The following is a 16,194-nucleotide window of genomic DNA, read 5'->3' as shown; positions in this document are numbered from 1 at the left end:
ATGCGATTAGCTCGGGACTTTTTTTCCGATGCGTTATCCATCGCGCCATACAAGGGTATCAAGCGCATACGGCAATTCGCATTTGGGATGCGCATGCGATATGTAAGGCCTGTAAGGCAGGGTGGGACCGTTGTGCGGTTGCATCACCGGCACGCTTGAGAGGCGCTTGACATTTCACCCGCAGACAGGGACGGGCGGAGATTTGACTCGAGGTTGACCCGGAGTTGCGGCGAGCGTGGCACGATGACGGGCGAGCGGTGCCAATTTGGGCCGCATCTAAATTTGTTTGACGACGGCATTAATATTTGTCAGAGGGATGCCGTTATACATCGGCAGAGTGACGGAACTGGCCTGATTTCTATCAATATGCTTTCCACCTCCACGCAACACATGACCGATGCCCATTTGCGTCTTCTTTTTCACCGACGATCATTAGAACAGCAGCGCCCGCTTTCGACGGTCACCATGGCTTTCACGGTCTTCGCCTCACTGCTGTTCGTGCTGGCGCGCAGCCTCGTGGCCGGACCGGCGGTGGCGGTTTCTTACCGGGTTAGCTGCCTGCTGCTGTTGGCGCTGCTGGTGACGGGGGTGCACCGGGCTCGCACGACGGCCGTGTTCGGCAGCCTCGGCGTGGCTTACACATTAGTGCTGGTCGTGCTGATTGCGTTGAACATCTCGGGGCTCCAGCAGCCCTTGCTGTGGGCGCTGCCGGCCTTGCTGGTGATTCCGATCTGCTCGGCGCCGCTCTGGCTCACGCCGACACACTTTTTCGTCGGTACGGCGATTTTTTACGCCAGTGGTTTGCCCTTGCTGTTCAGCCAGTCGCAGACCCATGACGTAAATGTCGTGGCCTGGCTGTGGGTGCTGATCGGCGCGCCCACTGCGGCGGTGTTTCACTTCGGCTTTTACTGGTTCCGGCGCGACCACTTCCTGCTCGAGAACCGTCTCGCGCAATTGGCCGCCACCGATCCGCTCACCGGCCTGCAGAACCGCCGCGCATTCATGGAGCAAGCCGAGCGGCGGCTCGCCGCGCTCGGCGAAAGCGCCAAGATCTGCGCGATCTTCGTGGATATCGACTCTTTCAAGTCCTTGAACGACCAGTTCGGTCATGCGGTCGGCGATCAGACCTTGTCCGAGGTCGCCCACGTGCTGATGGATCAGACCATGCCGCAGGACAGCGTGAGCCGGATCGGCGGCGAAGAGTTCGCGGTGCTGCGGCGCGGCGGCCTGAACTCGGCGCTGGATCTGGCCGAACGCCTGCGCGGCGCGGTTGCCTGCATTGCGCGCCCGGACGGTTACGTGACGGCGAGCTTCGGGGTGGCCGAGCATCGGGTCGGCGAAAGCATCATGGCCCTGCTCGATCGCGCCGACGAAGCCCTCTTGCGCGCCAAGCAGTCCGGCCGCAACCGCGTGTGCGCCGAGCGCGCCATCCCGTTCGATCCGCTGCAACTGCTCACCGGTCATCTGAGCGATCCCAACGATCCTTCCGGCGCCGCACGGCCACGCTGGGACGACTACTATCTGACGTCGCATTTTCAGCCGCTGTATAGCCTGTCGCATCAGAAGCAGGTGGGTTTCGAGGCGCTGCTGCGCGGCGAGCAGCGTGACGGCGTGCTGGTCCCGCCGGCGGTGCTGTTCGCGCCGCGGCCGCTGAGCGACGAAGGTGCGCTCGACCGCGCCAGTCACGCGGTCCATCTGGGCAATGCGCGGCGGCTGATTCCCGACGAAGCGTGGATCTTCCTCAACATCCTGCCCGCCAGTTTCGTCGCGCAAGGGTATGCCGACCAGCTTGCCGCCATCGCGCGCGCAGCGGGGCTCGAACCGGATCGGATCGTCCTCGAGATTCTGGAGTCGCATGGCGGCAGCGTCGACGAGATGTCGCGGGCGGCCGCGCGCTATCGCGAGCACGGTTTCCTGATTGCCGTGGACGACTTCGGCGCGGGCCAGTCGAATCTGGACCGGCTGTTCCGCATTCGTCCGGATTTCGTCAAGCTCGATGGCGAACTGATTCGCGCGACCATTCCGGGCACCCAGCAGTCGATTCTTCCCAAGCTCGTTTCCCTGCTGCATCAGGCGGGCATGCTGGTGGTCGTCGAAGGCGTGGAGACGACCGAGGAACTGATTCTGGCGGTGGAGTCGAACGTCGATTTCGCCCAAGGCTATTTGCTGGGCCGTCCAGCCGCGCAGATCGCGCCGCCGGATTCGGTCAACCGTTTGATCGACCGTTCCTTCGACGTCATCGCGCAAGGCCGCGCGCATCTGCACGCGCTATTCGAAGGCGAAGTAGAGCCGTACCGCTTTGCCTTGCGCAGCGCCGCCGACGCCTTGCTGTGCGGCGTCAGCATGGAAGAGGCGTTTGCCGACCTGGCGCAGCAGGAACTGTGCATCAGCTGTTTCATGCTCGACGAGCGGGGCCGTCAGATCGGTGCGGAAGTCACGGGCGTCGCGGGCGCGCAGCCCGGTGAATCGATGGAGCCGGTTGCGGACCCGCGCGATGCCCGCTGGGATCATCGTCCGTACTTCAGGAATGCGGTGCTGCTGCCGGGCGTGCCGGTGACGAGTAACCCTTATCTGTCGCTGGCGAGCGGGCGGCCCTGCATTGCGGTGACGGTGGCGATCCAGTCGGCGCAAATGCGCGCAGTGGTGGGAACCGAGCTCGACTGGTCCTCGCCGCATTTGCCCTGGCCGGCGAGCGAATAAGACCGGTGCGGCTAGGTTTCCCGACGCGGCGCGTGAGTCGAGCCGCGCACCACGAGGGTAGGCGCCGAGGTCACGCACACGCGGGGCGCCTTCGTCTCTGCGTGGATGCCGCGCGGCGCTGCCTCGATCAGCTCGCGCAGCAGGGAGACGGCAAGTTCGGCCGCTTCGACGGTCGGCACCGCAACCGTCGTCAAGGCGGGGCGCGATTCCTGGGCCAACTGAATATCAGTAATGCCGATCACCGAAAGATCGTGCGGCACCTGCAAGCCCAGATCGGCGGCGGCGTGCAAGGCACCGAGCGCGGGCAGGTCGTTAGTGGCGAATATCGCGCTCAGTTGCGGGTCGGCTTCCAGCAATTCACGGCTGGCGAGATAGCCGCCGCGCGTGGTGTCCCGCGCGTAGCGCACCGGTGTTTGCGCGGGATCGAGGCCCGCAGCACGCAAGGCGGCCACGAAGCCTTCGAAACGCGCCGCGTGGATCCCCGCGGCCTTGCTGCCGACGATCGCGCCAATCCGGCGGTGTCCCAGTTCCAGCAGATGCTGGGCGGCCAGCTCGCCGGCGCGGTGGAAGTCGACGGCCACGCAGGGCAGGCCGGGCGGTTCATGCGGACGTTCCCACATACACAGCACCACCGGCGCGCCGCGCGCCTCGGTCTTGTGCAGATCCGCGAAGTCGAGGTTGGCGTTCATCACCAGCACGCCCTCGGACAGCGTGCCGGCAATCTGTTCCAGGTAGGCGCGCCCCGCCAGCGGATCTTCGTTCGTATTGCAGATGATCAGGAAATGGCCGCTGCTGCGCGCGGCCCGTTCGACGGCCAGCGCGAACTCCGGATAAAACGGATTGGCGATGCTGGAGACCATCAGCGCGATGGTGGGCGCGCGGCCCTCGGCGAGTGCCCGTGCCGCCAGATGCGGCTGGTAGCCGAGCGCTTCGACCGCCTGCAACACCCGTTGCCGCGTCAGCGCGCCGACTCGTCCGCGATTACGCAGCACGTTCGACACCGTGGCCGGCGTGCAACCGGCGCGGCGCGCGACTTCGCTCAATGTAGGCATGATTGCTTCACTATTTGGGACGATTTCTCAAAATTTGCGTCTGTCAGAAAGGCGCGGCACCATTTGCCGCATAGACAAAACGATTTCGGAGACGCTGCAGCAAGCCATTGATCGCACGCGGTCAATTTTTTTCGGCTTTGCAGATTAAGCGCTTAATCTCCGGTTTCGAGCCGATTAAATCACGGAGACGAGGCGATGGCGAGCATTTCGTTGAGAGGCGTCCAAAAATCCTACGGCGACGGCGCCCCGGTGATTCGCAACGTCGATCTGGAAATCGGCGAGAACGAATTCTGCGTCTTCCTCGGGCCGTCCGGCTGCGGCAAATCCACCTTGCTGCGCATGATCGCGGGTCTCGAAGACGTGAGCGACGGCGATCTGTCGATCGGCGGGCGCATCGTCAACGATGTGCCGTCGGCGCAGCGCGGCGTGGCGATGGTGTTCCAGAGCTACGCGCTGTTCCCGCATATGACCGTATTCGAGAACATGGCCTTCGGCCTGAAGCTCGCCAAAACCCCCAAAGACGAAATCGACCGCAAGGTGCGCGAGGCGGCTCGCGTCCTGCAACTCGAAGCACTGCTCGAGCGGCGCCCTAAGGCGCTGTCGGGCGGGCAGCGGCAGCGCGTGGCGATCGGCCGCGCGATCGTGCGCGAACCCGGCGTGTTTCTGTTCGACGAACCGCTTTCCAACCTCGATGCCACCTTGCGCGGTCAGACCCGCGTCGAAATCGCGCGCCTGCACAAGCAATTCGCCAAGGCGAGCGTCGTCTACGTGACGCACGACCAGATCGAGGCCATGACGCTCGCCGACAAGATCGTGCTGCTGCACGCCGGCAAGGATACGGAGCGCTATGGCAGCATTGCGCAGACCGGCGCGCCGCTCGAGCTGTATCACCGGCCGCATAGCCGTTTCGTGGCGGGCTTCATCGGTTCGCCGCGGATGAATTTTCTGCCGGGCAAGGTCGAGGCAATCGACCCGCACGGCGTGAGCGTGAAGCTCGATCACAGCGGCGAGATCATGCGCGTGGGCGTGGACGGCGCGGCTTTGGCAGCGGGGCAGGCGGTGACCTTCGGCGTGCGGCCCGAGCATCTGGAACTGGCGGATGGGTCGGCCGTGGCTGCCGGATCTGCACCAGCCAATGTTCAGGATGCCTTATTGACGCGCACCGTCTCGCTCGTCGAGCAACTCGGCGAACACAGCTACGTCCATCTGGATGAGGCGGACGGCGCCGTGCTGATCGCCAAAGCGCCCGGCGACACGCGCCTGAAGCAGGGCGAGCGCGTCAGCTTTCGTGCGCCGGCCGCTGTTTGCCATCTATTTACCGAGGACGGCTTTGCCGTCGCTTCGCTCGAATCCGTCGAACACTACGCTTAAAGGACACCCGGATGCGCCTTGGAGTCTGCTATTACCCGGAACATTGGCCGGAATCGATGTGGCAGGACGACGCCCGCCGCATGAAAACGCTCGGCATCGAACAGGTTCGGATTGCTGAGTTTGCGTGGAGCCGGATGGAACCGTCGCCCGGCGAATACGACTGGGGCTGGCTCGACCGCGCCGTCGATGTGCTGGGCGCGGCCGGCTTGCAGGTGGTGATGTGCACGCCGACCGCGACGCCGCCGAAATGGCTGATCGACCGTCATCCGGACATTCTGCCGGTGGGCGCCGACGGACGGCCGCGTGGTTTCGGTTCGCGGCGTCATTATGATTTTTCGTCGCCCTCGTATTTCGCGGCGTCCGCGCGGATCTGCACGGCGGTGGCCGAGCGTTACGGCAAGCATCCGGCCGTCGCGTATTGGCAGACCGACAACGAGTTTGGTTGCCACAACACCGTGGTCAGCTATTCGCCGGCTGCGGTGGGACGCTTTCGCGAATGGCTGAAAGCGCGCTACCAGACGGTCGACGCGCTGAACCGCGCGTGGGGCACGGTGTTCTGGAGCATGGAGTACCGCAGTTTCGATGAAATCCACGCGCCGGTTGGCACCGTCACCGAGGCGCATCCGTCGCACCGGCTCGACTACCGGCGCTTCGCTTCGGACGAGGTGGCGCGCTACAACCGCATGCAGGTCGAGATCATCCGCGCGTATTCGCCGGGCCGGCCGGTGGCGCACAACTTCATGCAGTTGTTCACCGAGTTCGATCATTACAAGGTCGCCGCCGATCTCGACGTGGCGACGTGGGACAGCTATCCGCTCGGCGCGCTCGAAGAGCAATGGTACGCGCCGGAGGTGAAGGCGAAGTGGCTGCGCACCGGCCATCCGGACTTCGCCTCGTTCAATCACGACGTGTACCGCGGCATGTCGAAGCTGCCGTTCTGGGTGATGGAACAGCAACCGGGGCCGGTCAACTGGGCTCACTGGAATCCGGCGCCGCTGCCGGGCATGGTGCGTCTGTGGAGTTGGGAGGCGTTCGCGCATGGCGCCGGCTGCGTGTCGTATTTCCGCTGGCGCCAGGCGCCGTTCGCGCAGGAGCAGATGCACGCGGGCCTCAACACGCCGGACAACCGGCTGGATCTCGGCGGCAGCGAGGCGGCGCAGGTTGCGCGGGAGATCCGCGAGGTGTTGATGGTGGATCGGGATGCGAATGCCGGCATCCGTTCGAAGGTCGCGCTCGTCTATGACTACGAAGCGAAGTGGCTGTTTGAAATTCATCCGCAGGGCGCGGACTTTCACTATCCGCGCTTTGCTTTCGAGTACTACTCGGCGTTGCGCGGGCTCGGTCTCGACGTGGACATCGTGCCGGTCGATGCGCCGCTTAACGGCTATCGATTGATCGTCGTGCCGCCATTGCCCGTAGTGCCCGCGGACTTCGCGGCGCGCCTGACACGCTCGGGCGCCCAGGTGGTGCTGGGACCGCGTACCGGCTCGAAGACTGCAGACCTGCAGATTCCCGCGGCCTTGCCGCCGGGCGCGCTTGCCACGGTACTGCCGATGCGCGTGTGGCGCGTCGAATCCCTGCGGCCCAACGTGACCGAACCCGTGCGGCTCGCGGGCAGCGCCAGTCTCGATGACGGCGCGGGGCGGCATTGGCGCGATTTCATCGAAGACGCCTCGACGGACCAGGCCGCGCTGGAGACCTGCGCGCGTTTCGCCGACGGCCATCCGGCGTATGTCCGAAGCGGCGCGCTTCATTACTTTGCAAGTCTGTTCGACGATGCGCTGACCACGCGACTCCTCGCCGGCATTGCCCGCGAAGCCGGTCTCGCGGTAACGGCCCTCGGCGACGGCGTGCGTATCAGCCGGCGCGGCGGCCTGACTTACGTGCTGAACTACGGCGAGCAGGTGCATACGCTCGCCGATGTCCCGGACGGCGCGTTCGTGGTCGGCTCGCGCGAAATCCAGCCGCAGGGCGTCGCGGTGTATCGCTCATGATCTAAAACGACGTAAAAACCAAGGAGACAGGCATGACACTCAAACTTCGCAAGGTTCTGATTGCCGTCGCGCTGACAGCGGCCACGGCGGCGGCATCCATGGCCGGTAGCGCGCAGGCGGGCACGCTTACGATGAACATCGCGTTCAAGGGCGCGAGCCAGCGGGCGGTGTGGCAGCAGGTGGTCGACGAGTTCAGGAAAGCGCATCCCGGTACCGACGTCAACGTGTCGTTTATCGATGAGGAGGCCTACAAGGTGCAGTTGCCGGGCTGGCTGTCGACGGCCCCGCCCGACATCGTGAACTGGCACGACGGCGAACGCATGGCGTATTACGCACAGCGCGGTCTGTTCGACGACCTGAGCGGCGACTGGAGCAAGAACGGCTGGAACAGTACCTATGCGTCGACGAAGGAGGCTTCATCGTACAAGGGCAAGCAGTACGCGGCGCCGACTGTCTACTACTCGTGGGGCATGTTCTATCGCAAGGACCTGTTCCAGAAAGTCGGGATCGCGGAAGAGCCTAAAACGTGGGATCAGTTTCTCGACGCCTGCAAGAAGCTGAAGGCGGCTGGCATTACGCCAATTGCCGTGGCGGGGCGCGATGCGTGGACGCTGGCCGGCTGGTTCGACTATCTCGATCTGCGCCTGAACGGCAATGCGTTTCATCAAAAGCTGATGGCGGGCGAGGTGCCGTACACCGATCCGCGCGTGAAGAAGGTGTATACGACATGGAAGCAACTGATCGATGCGGGCTACTTTATCGATAATTCGCTCTCCTATGATCTCGATTCGGCGCAACCGTTCCTGTTCCAGGGCAAGGCGGCGATGATGCTGATGGGCACGTTCATCACCGGGGGCTTCCCGGCGAACGTGAAGCCGCAGATGGGCTACTTCCAGTTCCCGATTATCGACGCCAAGGTGCCGACTGCCGAGGACGGTCCGGTCGAATCGTTGCATATCCCGTCGAAGGCGAAGAACAAGGCCGACGCGCACGCGTTCCTGGCCTTTGTCGAAACGCCGGACATTGGCGCGCAACTGGCGACGGGGCTGGGGTCGCTGTCGGCCAACAGCAAGTCGCCGGAACCGGAGGATCCGATCTCGAAGATCGGTTTCCAGATTCTCGCCAATACCAAGGGCGGCATCGCGCAGTTCTACGATCGTGACATGACCAAGGAAATGGCCGACGAAGGCATGAAGGGGATGCAGCAGTTCGTCGCCGATCCTTCCAGGCTCGACGACGTGCTGGCGCAACTCGAGCAGACCCGTCAGCGGATCTACAAGAAATAAATGTATGCGGTAGTGCTAAGTAAATTCTAAGCGAAGTGAGCGTGGGCGGCGATTTGCCTTGCGCCGCTCACGCCCGACCAGGATCGTTCAGGAGACTCGCCGTGGTTCACTCCGTCAGCCGTCAGTCCATTACCGGCGATGCGGGACCGGGCGCACCGGGCGGCGCCGCGCAATCCGGCGCGTCGCCGCTGCCCGGCAGCGCGCCGCGCCGCCGTGGCCCGTCGCCTACGGCGCGCCGGCAACGACGTGCCGCGTTCCTGTTCCTCGCGCCCGCCTGCGTGATGGTGGCGATCTATGTGATCTGGCCGATCCTGTCGACCATCCGCATCAGCTTTTTCAACTGGGACGGCATGACCGATCCCAGCTTTATCGGGCTGGGAAACTATGTGGAACTGTTCCATAGCTCGACGTTCTACACCGCGTTAAAGAACAACCTGATCTGGTTGTTGTTGTTCCTGCTGGCGCCGCCGATGGGTCTCGCCGTCGCGCTGTATCTGAATCAGGCGGTGGCGGGCATCCGCATCGTCAAGTCGCTGTTCTTTGCGCCGTTTGTGTTGTCGGGCGTGGTGGTGGGGCTGATTTTCTCGTGGTTCTACGATCCCACCTTCGGCCTGCTGGCGCTGATTCTCGGGCATGGCGTGCCGGTGCTCGGCGACGCGCGCTATGCGACGCCCGGCATCATCTTCGCCGCGCTCTGGCCGCAAACCGCGTACTGCATGATTCTGTATCTGACTGGCCTGACCGCGCTGAACGCCGAGCAGGTCGAGGCGGCGCGCATGGAGGGCGCGCACGGCTGGTCGATGCTGTGGCATGTGATTCTGCCGCAACTGCGGCCCACTACGTTTATGGCAATTGTCGTCACGGTGATCGGCGCGCTGCGCAGCTTCGACCTGATTTCGGTGATGACGGGCGGCGGCCCGTTCGAGAGTTCGACCGTGCTCGCGTATTACATGTATGACCAGGCCATCAAGTACTACCGGATCGGCTATTCGGCATCGGTGGCGGTGGTGCTGTTTGCGATCATGCTGGTTTATATCGTCTATCACCTGCGGCGGATGCTGCGCGCCGAGCAATAAGGAGGCCGTCATGTATCCGCTGCCGATTGCCAAATGGAAACCCGCTTCGCGGCGACTGTACAAATTGTCGCTGCCAGTGGCCTTGCTGATCTGGCTGCTGCCGATGATCGCCGTGCTGGTCACCTCGATCCGCTCATCCGATGAACTGAGCGAAGGCAACTACTGGGGCTGGCCCAAGCACTTTGCGATGTGGGACAACTATCGCGATGCGCTCACCACCTCGCCGATGCTGCATTACTTCTGGAACAGCGTGATGATTACCGTGCCGGCGGTGGTCGGCTCGATCGCGCTGGCTTCGATGGCGGGCTTCGCGTTGGCGGTCTATCGCTTCCGCGGCAACAGCACCTTGTTCGCCACCTTCGTGGCCGGCAATTTCGTGCCGGTGCAGGTGCTGATGATTCCGGTGCGCGACCTGTCGCTGCAACTGGGGCTCTTCAATACGGTGGGCGCGTTGATCCTGTTTCACGTGTCGTTTCAGACCGGTTTCTGCGCGCTGTTTCTGCGCAATTTCATCAAGCAGTTGCCGTTCGAACTGATCGAGGCGGCGCGCATCGAAGGCGCCAACGAATGGACGGTGTTCTTCAGGATCGTGCTGCCGCTGATCCGTCCGGCACTGGCCGCGCTGGCGATTCTCGTGTTTACGTTTGTGTGGAACGATTACTTCTGGGCGCTGTGCCTGACCACCGGCGATGCAGCCGCGCCGATCACAGTTGGCGTGGCGGCGCTGAAAGGACAGTGGACTACGGCGTGGAATCTCGTGTCGGCGGGGTCGATTCTGGCGGCGTTGCCTTCGGTGGCGATGTTCTTCGCGATGCAGAAGCATTTCGTCGCGGGGCTGACGTTTGGCGCGACGAAGGGGTAAGTTGGCGAGGGCCGAATTGGGATGGGCTCAGTGGCGTTTGACGTACCAGGTTACATAGCTGGCAACGAGCGCGATTTTGCTCAGACATTCAATCAGCGACAGCGTGAACAACTGACGCGCAATGGCATATTCGAGCGGCAGCGTCGAGGCGAGCGCAAACACACTTGCTGCACAGACGAAAGCAAGAAAGCCGCGTGCATAGCGGACGCCGAAAAATGCGGCCACGCCGATTCCGAGCAACAGGCATTTGGCGAGCAGCAGCGCAGCGAGCCGCGCCAGGCTATCCGTAGGGCTTAGTTCCCAAGGCATTTCGACGATCGTCCAGACGCCGACCAGCACGATCGAAACCTGCATCGCGCGGTACGTGAGCGATGGTTTGCGGGCCGCCGTCGACCGCCCAGCTTGCCCCTGTGCCGCATCGAGTGGCGCGCGGCGCATGTGAACGTCCCATGCATCTTCGATGTTCATGAGTTTCTCCGTCATCCGGGCGTGCAGTTAACAGTCTGCGCGATATCTGGCGGCAACCCAAATTAAATATTGTCAAGTACGCGATTTTCCCCGTATTGGCGCATGGCATGTCCCTCTGTGTCCGGCGGATGACGCATCGATGGCGTAGATGCGCGGGTGCAACCGGCGCGCGCCAACGGGTTGCGTCGTAGCTTTGCCGGAGACGCACCCGCAGCGCAACCTGAAGCGCTTCAGCGCCGCTGCCGCCGTTGGTTGACCAAGCGCCATAGCGCGCTTAACAGCAACGAACCGACGCCTAGTCCGACCCCCAGCAACACGATCGAACTCATGTGATCGCGCACCACCGGCACATTGCCGAACAGATAGCCCGCCGTCACCAGCGACACGATCCATAGCGCGGCGCCGGCCACGACGAACGACGCGAAGCGCGCGAACGTCATCCGCGAGACGCCTGCGACGAACGGCGCGAAGGTGCGCACGACGGCGATGAACGGCGACAGCAGAAAGGTCAGGCCGCCGCGTGCTTCGTAGAAGGTATGCGCTCTTTGCAGCGCGTGCCTGTCGAGCCAACGGTACTCGGCGCTATAAACCTTTTCGCCGATCGCGCGGCCAAGCAGAAAGTTGACGATGCTGCCGGCCACGGTTGCGGCAAACAGTACGGGAATCACCAGCCAGACACTCAGCGCGCCGGTGGCGGCGAACGCGCCGCAGATGAAGATCAACGGATCGCCGGGCAGAAAAAACAGCGGCAAAAAGGCAATTTCGACAAACACGACGGCGAACAGCATCGCGTACACGGCCGCGCCGTACTGCGCGATCAAACCGCCGAGGTTGCGGTCGAAGTGCAGGGCGATCTGCAATAGATGCATCGGATCCAACTTTGAACGAGGGACGGGAGATGCCGCGAGTGAAGCGCTCGCAGCAGGTGCAAGGCATGGCATTTTGACGTATCTCGCGCGTTGTTGCATGACGCAAGGAAAGCCGTGCATCTGTTCGTTTCGCTGCCGGGATGTCAAGATTGCGCTAACACGTTTGCGATGCCCGTATGAGGCACAGGACGTGGACGGCGCCGTCGCCGCCGCCGTTCGTTGAAGTTTGCCGCGACGTTATCGATTTGCACCGGACGCTTATGCAGGGCTCTTTGGCCATCACGTTTCGCTTCGCTGTGCCTGGTGAGATCGACACCGTGCGCGCGATCGAGTATGAAGCCGCGCAGCGCTTTGCGAGTATCGGCTTGACCGGCATCGCGGATGCGCAGCCGATGAACGCGGACTTCGTGCGGCGCAAGATCGAGGCGTCGGAAATTATCGTCGCGCTGAGCGGCGCGGTGCAGTGCGTCGGGTTCGTGATGTTTGCGCCGTTGCCCGCGCGCTTCTATATCGAGGAACTCGATGTGCTGACCGCCTGGGCCGGACGGCGCATCGGCGCGGCATTGCTCGGCCAGGTGGAGCGGCTGGCACGCACGGCGGGGGCGCGGCAACTGGTGCTGTCGACGTTTCGCGACGTGCCGTGGAATGCGCCGTACTATCGACGGCTGGGTTTCGAGGTGATCGAGAACGCGCAACTCGATGCGAAGTTGCGCGCGATTCGCGCCGCGCATGTGGCGCGCGGGCTCGACGAATCGAAGCGGGTGTTTATGCGGCGTGAAGTTGTCGCCGAACGCCCGTAGGTCCGTGGGCCCATAAGCAAGCAAAAACGCGGCGGGCACCAACGGACTGATCTCCGCTCGTGCCCGCCGCGTTTCCATGCACTGTGACGCCTGCCCGCTCTTTACCCTGCCCGGGCGGAGCGTGCGCCAGCCGCGCTTACTCCACCGTTTCCAGTGTCGGATAATCCGTGTAGCCGGTCTCGCCTTGCGCGTAGTACGTGGCCGGATTCGGCGCATTCAGCGGCGCGTCCAGTTCGAAGCGGCGCGGCAAATCCGGATTGGCGATAAACAACTGACCCCACGCCACGGCATCCGCTTCGCCGGCATCGAGGACCTGCTGTGCCGATTCCTTGGTGAATTTCTCGTTGGCGATATACGGACCGCCGAACGCCGCCTTCAATTGCGGACCGAGACGATTGTCGCCGAGCGATTCGCGCGCGGCGATAAAGGCGATCTTGCGCTTGCCGAGTTCGCGTGCGACATAGCCGAAGGTCGCGGCGGCGTTCGAGTCGCCCATCGTGTGCGCGTCGCCGCGCGGTGCGAGGTGCATGCCGACGCGATTCGCGCCCCATACTTCGATGCACGCATCCACCACTTCCAGCATCAGGCGGGCGCGGTTTTCAATCGGGCCGCCGTAAGCGTCGGTACGATGATTGGTGCTGTCCTGCAGGAACTGGTCGAGCAGATAACCGTTCGCGCCGTGCACCTGCACGCCGTCGAAACCGGCCGCCTTGGCGTTTTCCGCGCCTTTACGATAGGCGTCGACAATACCCGGAATTTCAGCCAGATCGAGTGCGCGCGGCGTCACGAACGGACGCTCCGGACGCACGAGGCTGACGTTGCCCTTCGCTGCAATTGCGCTCGGCGCCACCGGCAGTTCGCCGTTCAGATACATCGGGTCGGAGATGCGGCCCACGTGCCACAACTGCAGGAAGATCTTGCCGCCGGCGGCGTGCACCGCGCTGGTGACGAGCTTCCAGCCCTCGACCTGTTCCTGCGACCAGATGCCCGGCGTAGCCGCATAGCCGACGCCCTGCGGCGCGACCGAGGTGGCTTCGCTAATGATGAGGCCGGCCGAGGCGCGCTCGGCATAATACTTCGCCATCAATGCATTCGGCACGCGGATGTCGCCCGCGCGCTGACGCGTCAGCGGCGCCATGATGATGCGGTTCTGCAGCGTGAGATCGCCAATTTGAAGCGGGTCGAAAAGAGTCGGCATAAGGGTCACCTTGGCTGGCGGGAACAGTACCCGCGGCTAAAAAGGACAGCGTGAAAAAGAAGCGCGGCGAAAGCGACGCGCGGCGTCAAAGGTCCACGTTCATGTGCTCGAGAAACGCCTCGATGACGGGCTCGTTACGTCTGAAAAATACCCACTGGCCAACCCGCTTCGACGTGATGAGACCGGCGCGCTGCAAGGCGGCCAGATGCGCCGACATCGTCGACTGCGACAGGCCGCAGTGCGTGTAGATCTTGCCGGCGCAGACGCCATGATCGAGCGTCAGTTCCTGGTCGCCGAAGTGCGCTTGCGGATCCCGCAGCTTCGCCAGAATTTCGCGGCGAATGGGATTGGCGAGCGCCTTGTGGATCGCATTGATGTCGATGGGATGGGTCATCGGTGAGTTTCGGGTTCATGAACGGCGGGCAGCGAGCCAGCGGACGTGTGCCGGCGTCTGCATCGCAACAGAACGAATCATATATCGTATTTTAACGATATGCTCTAAGCCCTACTGCGGATGGGGACGATCGAAAGGTCGGGGCGGCAATGGCGGCGACCACATCCGGTGCGCGGCGGCGCGCATGCACATTGGCAATGCTTACGTTAGTTGAAAAACGCAACTAACGGTCAAGGCCGCCTTGCGCCCGCGAAATTCCGCGGCCGACCCGTCACGGGGGAAATACGTCGGCGCTCGCGTGCATCGCAGTAGCTACGCAGAAAGACGGCCGCTAAGCGACTCAGCGGTTACCGTCAAGCAGATCGCCGAGCAATTCATCGAAGGCGGCTTGCGCGTCTTCGAGCTCTTGCAGCGCGGCATCGAAAGTCTGCAGCGCGAATTGCGAGGGCTTTCCTTCGCCCTGAGGCGGGAATTGCGATTGCAGCGACGTGAACGCCGACTGCACCCGTTGCGTGGCAGCCAACACGCGCTCCATCGCGCGCGATTCTTCGGCTCGGGCCTGTTCGTGATTCATCCAAAAGCTCCATGGTTCAGCCGGCACGGACGTCGTGCCTTGCCATGTCGGCCACTATGCCATGACTCGCGCACGCGGCGCGCGCCGGCCGTGGCGATCAGCCAAGCGGTAAGCCACCATTGGCCTTGACTTCGCGCAGCGAAAGCGCGGATTCGAGCGAGGTGACGCCCGGCAGACTGCGTAGCTGGTCGCGCAGGAAAGTGCCGAAGTCGTCGAGATCGCGCGCAACGATCTGCAGGATGTAGTCCGCACTTCCCGACACGTTGTGGCATGACAGGATGCGCGGGATGGCGAGCACTTCGCGCTCAAAACGCGTGGCGACCGCGCGGTCGTGCACGGCAAAACGTACATAAACGAACGCGACCACGCCATAACCCAGGGCCGAGCGCGACAGCATGGCGCGGTATTGATCGATGTAGCCGTCGTTCTCGAGCCGCTTTAGGCGGCGCGCGCATGGCGTTTCGCTCAGGCCGACGGTTTCCGCGAGACGCGCGTTCGACATGCGGCCGTCGTTCTGCAGCGCGGCGAGGATGGCGAGGTCGACTTTGTCGAGGTCGTTCATGTGGGGGAGGCTGCTATTAAGTGGGTCAAGTCTAGCGTATTCCTCTAATACTCATGAATTGTCATGCGTAAATCGCCAGAAAACCCTCGCACTTCGATAGCAAGATAGAGCCCTTAAAAACACGAGGCTCATATGGTTTCCGCGCATCTTTTGATCGTCTACATGGCTGCATTGTTCGTCGTCTACGCGGTGCCCGGACCCGATATGGCCCTGTTGCTGCAAACGAGCATTGCTCGCGGCACTCGCGCGGGTTTCGCCACGGCCGGCGGTCTGGGCGTGGCGCGCGCCACGCACGTGACGCTGTCGGCGTGCGGCATGGCGGCTTTGCTGCGCAGCGCGCCATGGCTTTACGAGGTCGTGCGGTACGGCGGGGCGGTATATCTCGGCTGGATCGCCGTGCAGATTTTTCGCTCGCCGATGTTCGCGCTTTCGGACAGCAGCGGCGCGAGCGCCGGGCCGCAGACGTCGCGCGCCGCGTTCGTCAAAGGGCTCTTGACCAACCTGCTTAATCCCAAGGCGCTGCTATTCTGCTCGGTGCTGCTGCCGCAGTTCGTGCGGCCAGAGGCGGGACCGGTCACGCTGCAGATGGCCGAGCTCGGCGTCGTGCTGCTGGCTATCGGGGTGTGTTTCGATGTGAGTTACGCAATCGGCGCGGCGTGCATTTCGAACTGGATGCGTTCCCATCCGCTCGCGCAAACGGTGCAGCGCTGGACCTTCTCGGCGGCCTTGATCGGCTTCGCATTGCGCCTGTCGCTCGACTAGCCGCGCGCCTTGTTCCCGAGCTTCGACGAGCGCAGGGCGCGTTCGTCGACGATCTTCTGCCGGTGCTTGTTCTTCATCTTCTTCCACTCTTTACATTCGTCGCGTGTGCGCAGACACCCGACGCACAGCCCGGTCTTGCCGTCGAACTTGCAGATATCGATGCAGGGAGATTTGACGCTCATGGGCGGTTAAATGCGGATTGAATGCGCAATGAGCGCGTGAGTCG

The 16,194-nt window shown here is 63.2% G+C and carries 17 protein-coding genes; 8 read left to right on the top strand and 9 right to left on the bottom strand.

What is annotated here, in order from left to right:
* Nucleotides 1-276: 276 nt before the first annotated feature.
* Nucleotides 277-423, bottom strand: a complete 147-nt coding sequence (locus FQ755_RS37155; protein ID WP_186308418.1) for a hypothetical protein — start codon at nucleotides 421-423, stop codon at nucleotides 277-279.
* Between FQ755_RS37155 and FQ755_RS04450 the strand changes: the two genes are divergently transcribed.
* Nucleotides 367-2,700, top strand: coding sequence for a bifunctional diguanylate cyclase/phosphodiesterase (locus tag FQ755_RS04450; protein ID WP_144151321.1), 2,334 nt, complete (start codon nucleotides 367-369; stop codon nucleotides 2,698-2,700). The two genes, FQ755_RS37155 and FQ755_RS04450, sit on opposite strands and share 57 nt — an antisense overlap.
* A gap of 11 nt (nucleotides 2,701-2,711) precedes the next feature.
* On the opposite strand, the gene FQ755_RS04445 is transcribed toward FQ755_RS04450, so the two are convergent.
* On the bottom strand, nucleotides 2,712-3,752 hold the full coding sequence (locus FQ755_RS04445; protein WP_144151319.1) for a LacI family DNA-binding transcriptional regulator: 1,041 nt from the start codon (nucleotides 3,750-3,752) through the stop codon (nucleotides 2,712-2,714).
* 195 nt (nucleotides 3,753-3,947) lie between these two features.
* On the opposite strand from FQ755_RS04445, the gene FQ755_RS04440 reads away from it, so the two are divergent.
* The 5 genes from FQ755_RS04440 (at nucleotide 3,948) to FQ755_RS04420 (ending at nucleotide 10,341) form a co-directional block, all read left to right on the top strand.
* Nucleotides 3,948-5,123 (top strand): ABC transporter ATP-binding protein, encoded by a 1,176-nt coding sequence (locus FQ755_RS04440; RefSeq protein ID WP_144151317.1) that lies wholly within the window; start codon nucleotides 3,948-3,950, stop codon nucleotides 5,121-5,123.
* Between the two features lie 11 nt (nucleotides 5,124-5,134).
* Nucleotides 5,135-7,117, top strand: coding sequence for a beta-galactosidase (locus FQ755_RS04435; protein ID WP_144151315.1), 1,983 nt, complete (start codon nucleotides 5,135-5,137; stop codon nucleotides 7,115-7,117).
* A gap of 32 nt (nucleotides 7,118-7,149) precedes the next feature.
* Nucleotides 7,150-8,403 (top strand): ABC transporter substrate-binding protein, encoded by a 1,254-nt coding sequence (locus FQ755_RS04430; protein ID WP_144151313.1) that lies wholly within the window; start codon nucleotides 7,150-7,152, stop codon nucleotides 8,401-8,403.
* Nucleotides 8,404-8,504: 101 nt separating this feature from the next.
* Nucleotides 8,505-9,479, top strand: coding sequence for a carbohydrate ABC transporter permease (locus tag FQ755_RS04425; RefSeq protein ID WP_144151311.1), 975 nt, complete (start codon nucleotides 8,505-8,507; stop codon nucleotides 9,477-9,479).
* A 10-nt stretch (nucleotides 9,480-9,489) separates the two neighbouring features.
* The gene (locus FQ755_RS04420; protein ID WP_144151309.1) at nucleotides 9,490-10,341 is read left to right on the top strand and encodes a carbohydrate ABC transporter permease; all 852 of its coding nucleotides are present in this window, start codon (nucleotides 9,490-9,492) and stop codon (nucleotides 10,339-10,341) included.
* A gap of 27 nt (nucleotides 10,342-10,368) precedes the next feature.
* On the opposite strand, the gene FQ755_RS04415 is transcribed toward FQ755_RS04420, so the two are convergent.
* Entirely contained in the window at nucleotides 10,369-10,809 is a 441-nt protein-coding gene (locus tag FQ755_RS04415; RefSeq protein WP_144151307.1) for a hypothetical protein, read from the bottom strand.
* Nucleotides 10,810-11,039: 230 nt separating this feature from the next.
* Entirely contained in the window at nucleotides 11,040-11,687 is a 648-nt protein-coding gene (locus FQ755_RS04410; protein WP_144151305.1) for a VTT domain-containing protein, read from the bottom strand.
* A 251-nt stretch (nucleotides 11,688-11,938) separates the two neighbouring features.
* Here FQ755_RS04410 and FQ755_RS04405 point away from each other — a divergent pair, with 251 nt between their 5' ends.
* Nucleotides 11,939-12,478, top strand: coding sequence for a GNAT family N-acetyltransferase (locus FQ755_RS04405; RefSeq protein ID WP_144151303.1), 540 nt, complete (start codon nucleotides 11,939-11,941; stop codon nucleotides 12,476-12,478).
* A gap of 136 nt (nucleotides 12,479-12,614) precedes the next feature.
* On the opposite strand, the gene FQ755_RS04400 is transcribed toward FQ755_RS04405, so the two are convergent.
* From FQ755_RS04400 to FQ755_RS04385, 4 genes are all read right to left on the bottom strand, one after another.
* Nucleotides 12,615-13,676, bottom strand: a complete 1,062-nt coding sequence (locus FQ755_RS04400; RefSeq protein ID WP_144151301.1) for an alkene reductase — start codon at nucleotides 13,674-13,676, stop codon at nucleotides 12,615-12,617.
* A gap of 85 nt (nucleotides 13,677-13,761) precedes the next feature.
* Nucleotides 13,762-14,070: an ArsR/SmtB family transcription factor gene (locus FQ755_RS04395; protein ID WP_144151299.1), complete on the bottom strand. Its 309-nt coding sequence runs from the start codon at nucleotides 14,068-14,070 to the stop codon at nucleotides 13,762-13,764.
* Between the two features lie 340 nt (nucleotides 14,071-14,410).
* Nucleotides 14,411-14,644 (bottom strand): hypothetical protein, encoded by a 234-nt coding sequence (locus FQ755_RS04390; RefSeq protein ID WP_144151297.1) that lies wholly within the window; start codon nucleotides 14,642-14,644, stop codon nucleotides 14,411-14,413.
* A 97-nt stretch (nucleotides 14,645-14,741) separates the two neighbouring features.
* Nucleotides 14,742-15,206 carry an Lrp/AsnC family transcriptional regulator gene (locus tag FQ755_RS04385; protein WP_144151295.1) on the bottom strand — a complete coding sequence of 155 codons (465 nt, stop codon included), beginning with the start codon at nucleotides 15,204-15,206 and terminating at the stop codon, nucleotides 14,742-14,744.
* A 132-nt stretch (nucleotides 15,207-15,338) separates the two neighbouring features.
* Here FQ755_RS04385 and FQ755_RS04380 point away from each other — a divergent pair, with 132 nt between their 5' ends.
* The gene (locus FQ755_RS04380) at nucleotides 15,339-15,968 is read left to right on the top strand and encodes a LysE family translocator (protein WP_144151293.1); all 630 of its coding nucleotides are present in this window, start codon (nucleotides 15,339-15,341) and stop codon (nucleotides 15,966-15,968) included.
* Here FQ755_RS04380 and FQ755_RS04375 read toward each other — a convergent pair.
* Nucleotides 15,965-16,150, bottom strand: a complete 186-nt coding sequence (locus FQ755_RS04375) for a DUF1289 domain-containing protein (protein WP_144151291.1) — start codon at nucleotides 16,148-16,150, stop codon at nucleotides 15,965-15,967. The genes FQ755_RS04380 and FQ755_RS04375 overlap by 4 nt on opposite strands.
* Nucleotides 16,151-16,194: the final 44 nt, after the last annotated feature.

It is taken from the genome of Paraburkholderia sp. BCC1885 (assembly GCF_900996235.1).
GTDB lineage: Bacteria > Pseudomonadota > Gammaproteobacteria > Burkholderiales > Burkholderiaceae > Paraburkholderia.
This window is presented reverse-complemented; position numbering and strand designations above follow the sequence as displayed.

What these genes read in the sequence shown, in the direction of transcription:
- FQ755_RS04405 (WP_144151303.1), top strand. Translation starts at nt 11,939, where the DNA reads ATGCAGGGCTCTTTGGCCATCACGTTTCGCTTCGCTGTGCCTGGTGAG.
- FQ755_RS04390 (WP_144151297.1), bottom strand. Translation starts at nt 14,644, where the DNA reads ATGAATCACGAACAGGCCCGAGCCGAAGAATCGCGCGCGATGGAGCGC.
- FQ755_RS04395 (WP_144151299.1), bottom strand. Translation starts at nt 14,070, where the DNA reads ATGACCCATCCCATCGACATCAATGCGATCCACAAGGCGCTCGCCAAT.
- FQ755_RS04375 (WP_144151291.1), bottom strand. Translation starts at nt 16,150, where the DNA reads ATGAGCGTCAAATCTCCCTGCATCGATATCTGCAAGTTCGACGGCAAG.
- FQ755_RS04435 (WP_144151315.1), top strand. Translation starts at nt 5,135, where the DNA reads ATGCGCCTTGGAGTCTGCTATTACCCGGAACATTGGCCGGAATCGATG.
- FQ755_RS04415 (WP_144151307.1), bottom strand. Translation starts at nt 10,809, where the DNA reads ATGAACATCGAAGATGCATGGGACGTTCACATGCGCCGCGCGCCACTC.
- FQ755_RS04450 (WP_144151321.1), top strand. Translation starts at nt 367, where the DNA reads ATGCTTTCCACCTCCACGCAACACATGACCGATGCCCATTTGCGTCTT.
- FQ755_RS04430 (WP_144151313.1), top strand. Translation starts at nt 7,150, where the DNA reads ATGACACTCAAACTTCGCAAGGTTCTGATTGCCGTCGCGCTGACAGCG.
- FQ755_RS04445 (WP_144151319.1), bottom strand. Translation starts at nt 3,752, where the DNA reads ATGCCTACATTGAGCGAAGTCGCGCGCCGCGCCGGTTGCACGCCGGCC.
- FQ755_RS04420 (WP_144151309.1), top strand. Translation starts at nt 9,490, where the DNA reads ATGTATCCGCTGCCGATTGCCAAATGGAAACCCGCTTCGCGGCGACTG.
- FQ755_RS04440 (WP_144151317.1), top strand. Translation starts at nt 3,948, where the DNA reads ATGGCGAGCATTTCGTTGAGAGGCGTCCAAAAATCCTACGGCGACGGC.
- FQ755_RS04380 (WP_144151293.1), top strand. Translation starts at nt 15,339, where the DNA reads ATGGTTTCCGCGCATCTTTTGATCGTCTACATGGCTGCATTGTTCGTC.
- FQ755_RS04400 (WP_144151301.1), bottom strand. Translation starts at nt 13,676, where the DNA reads ATGCCGACTCTTTTCGACCCGCTTCAAATTGGCGATCTCACGCTGCAG.
- FQ755_RS04385 (WP_144151295.1), bottom strand. Translation starts at nt 15,206, where the DNA reads ATGAACGACCTCGACAAAGTCGACCTCGCCATCCTCGCCGCGCTGCAG.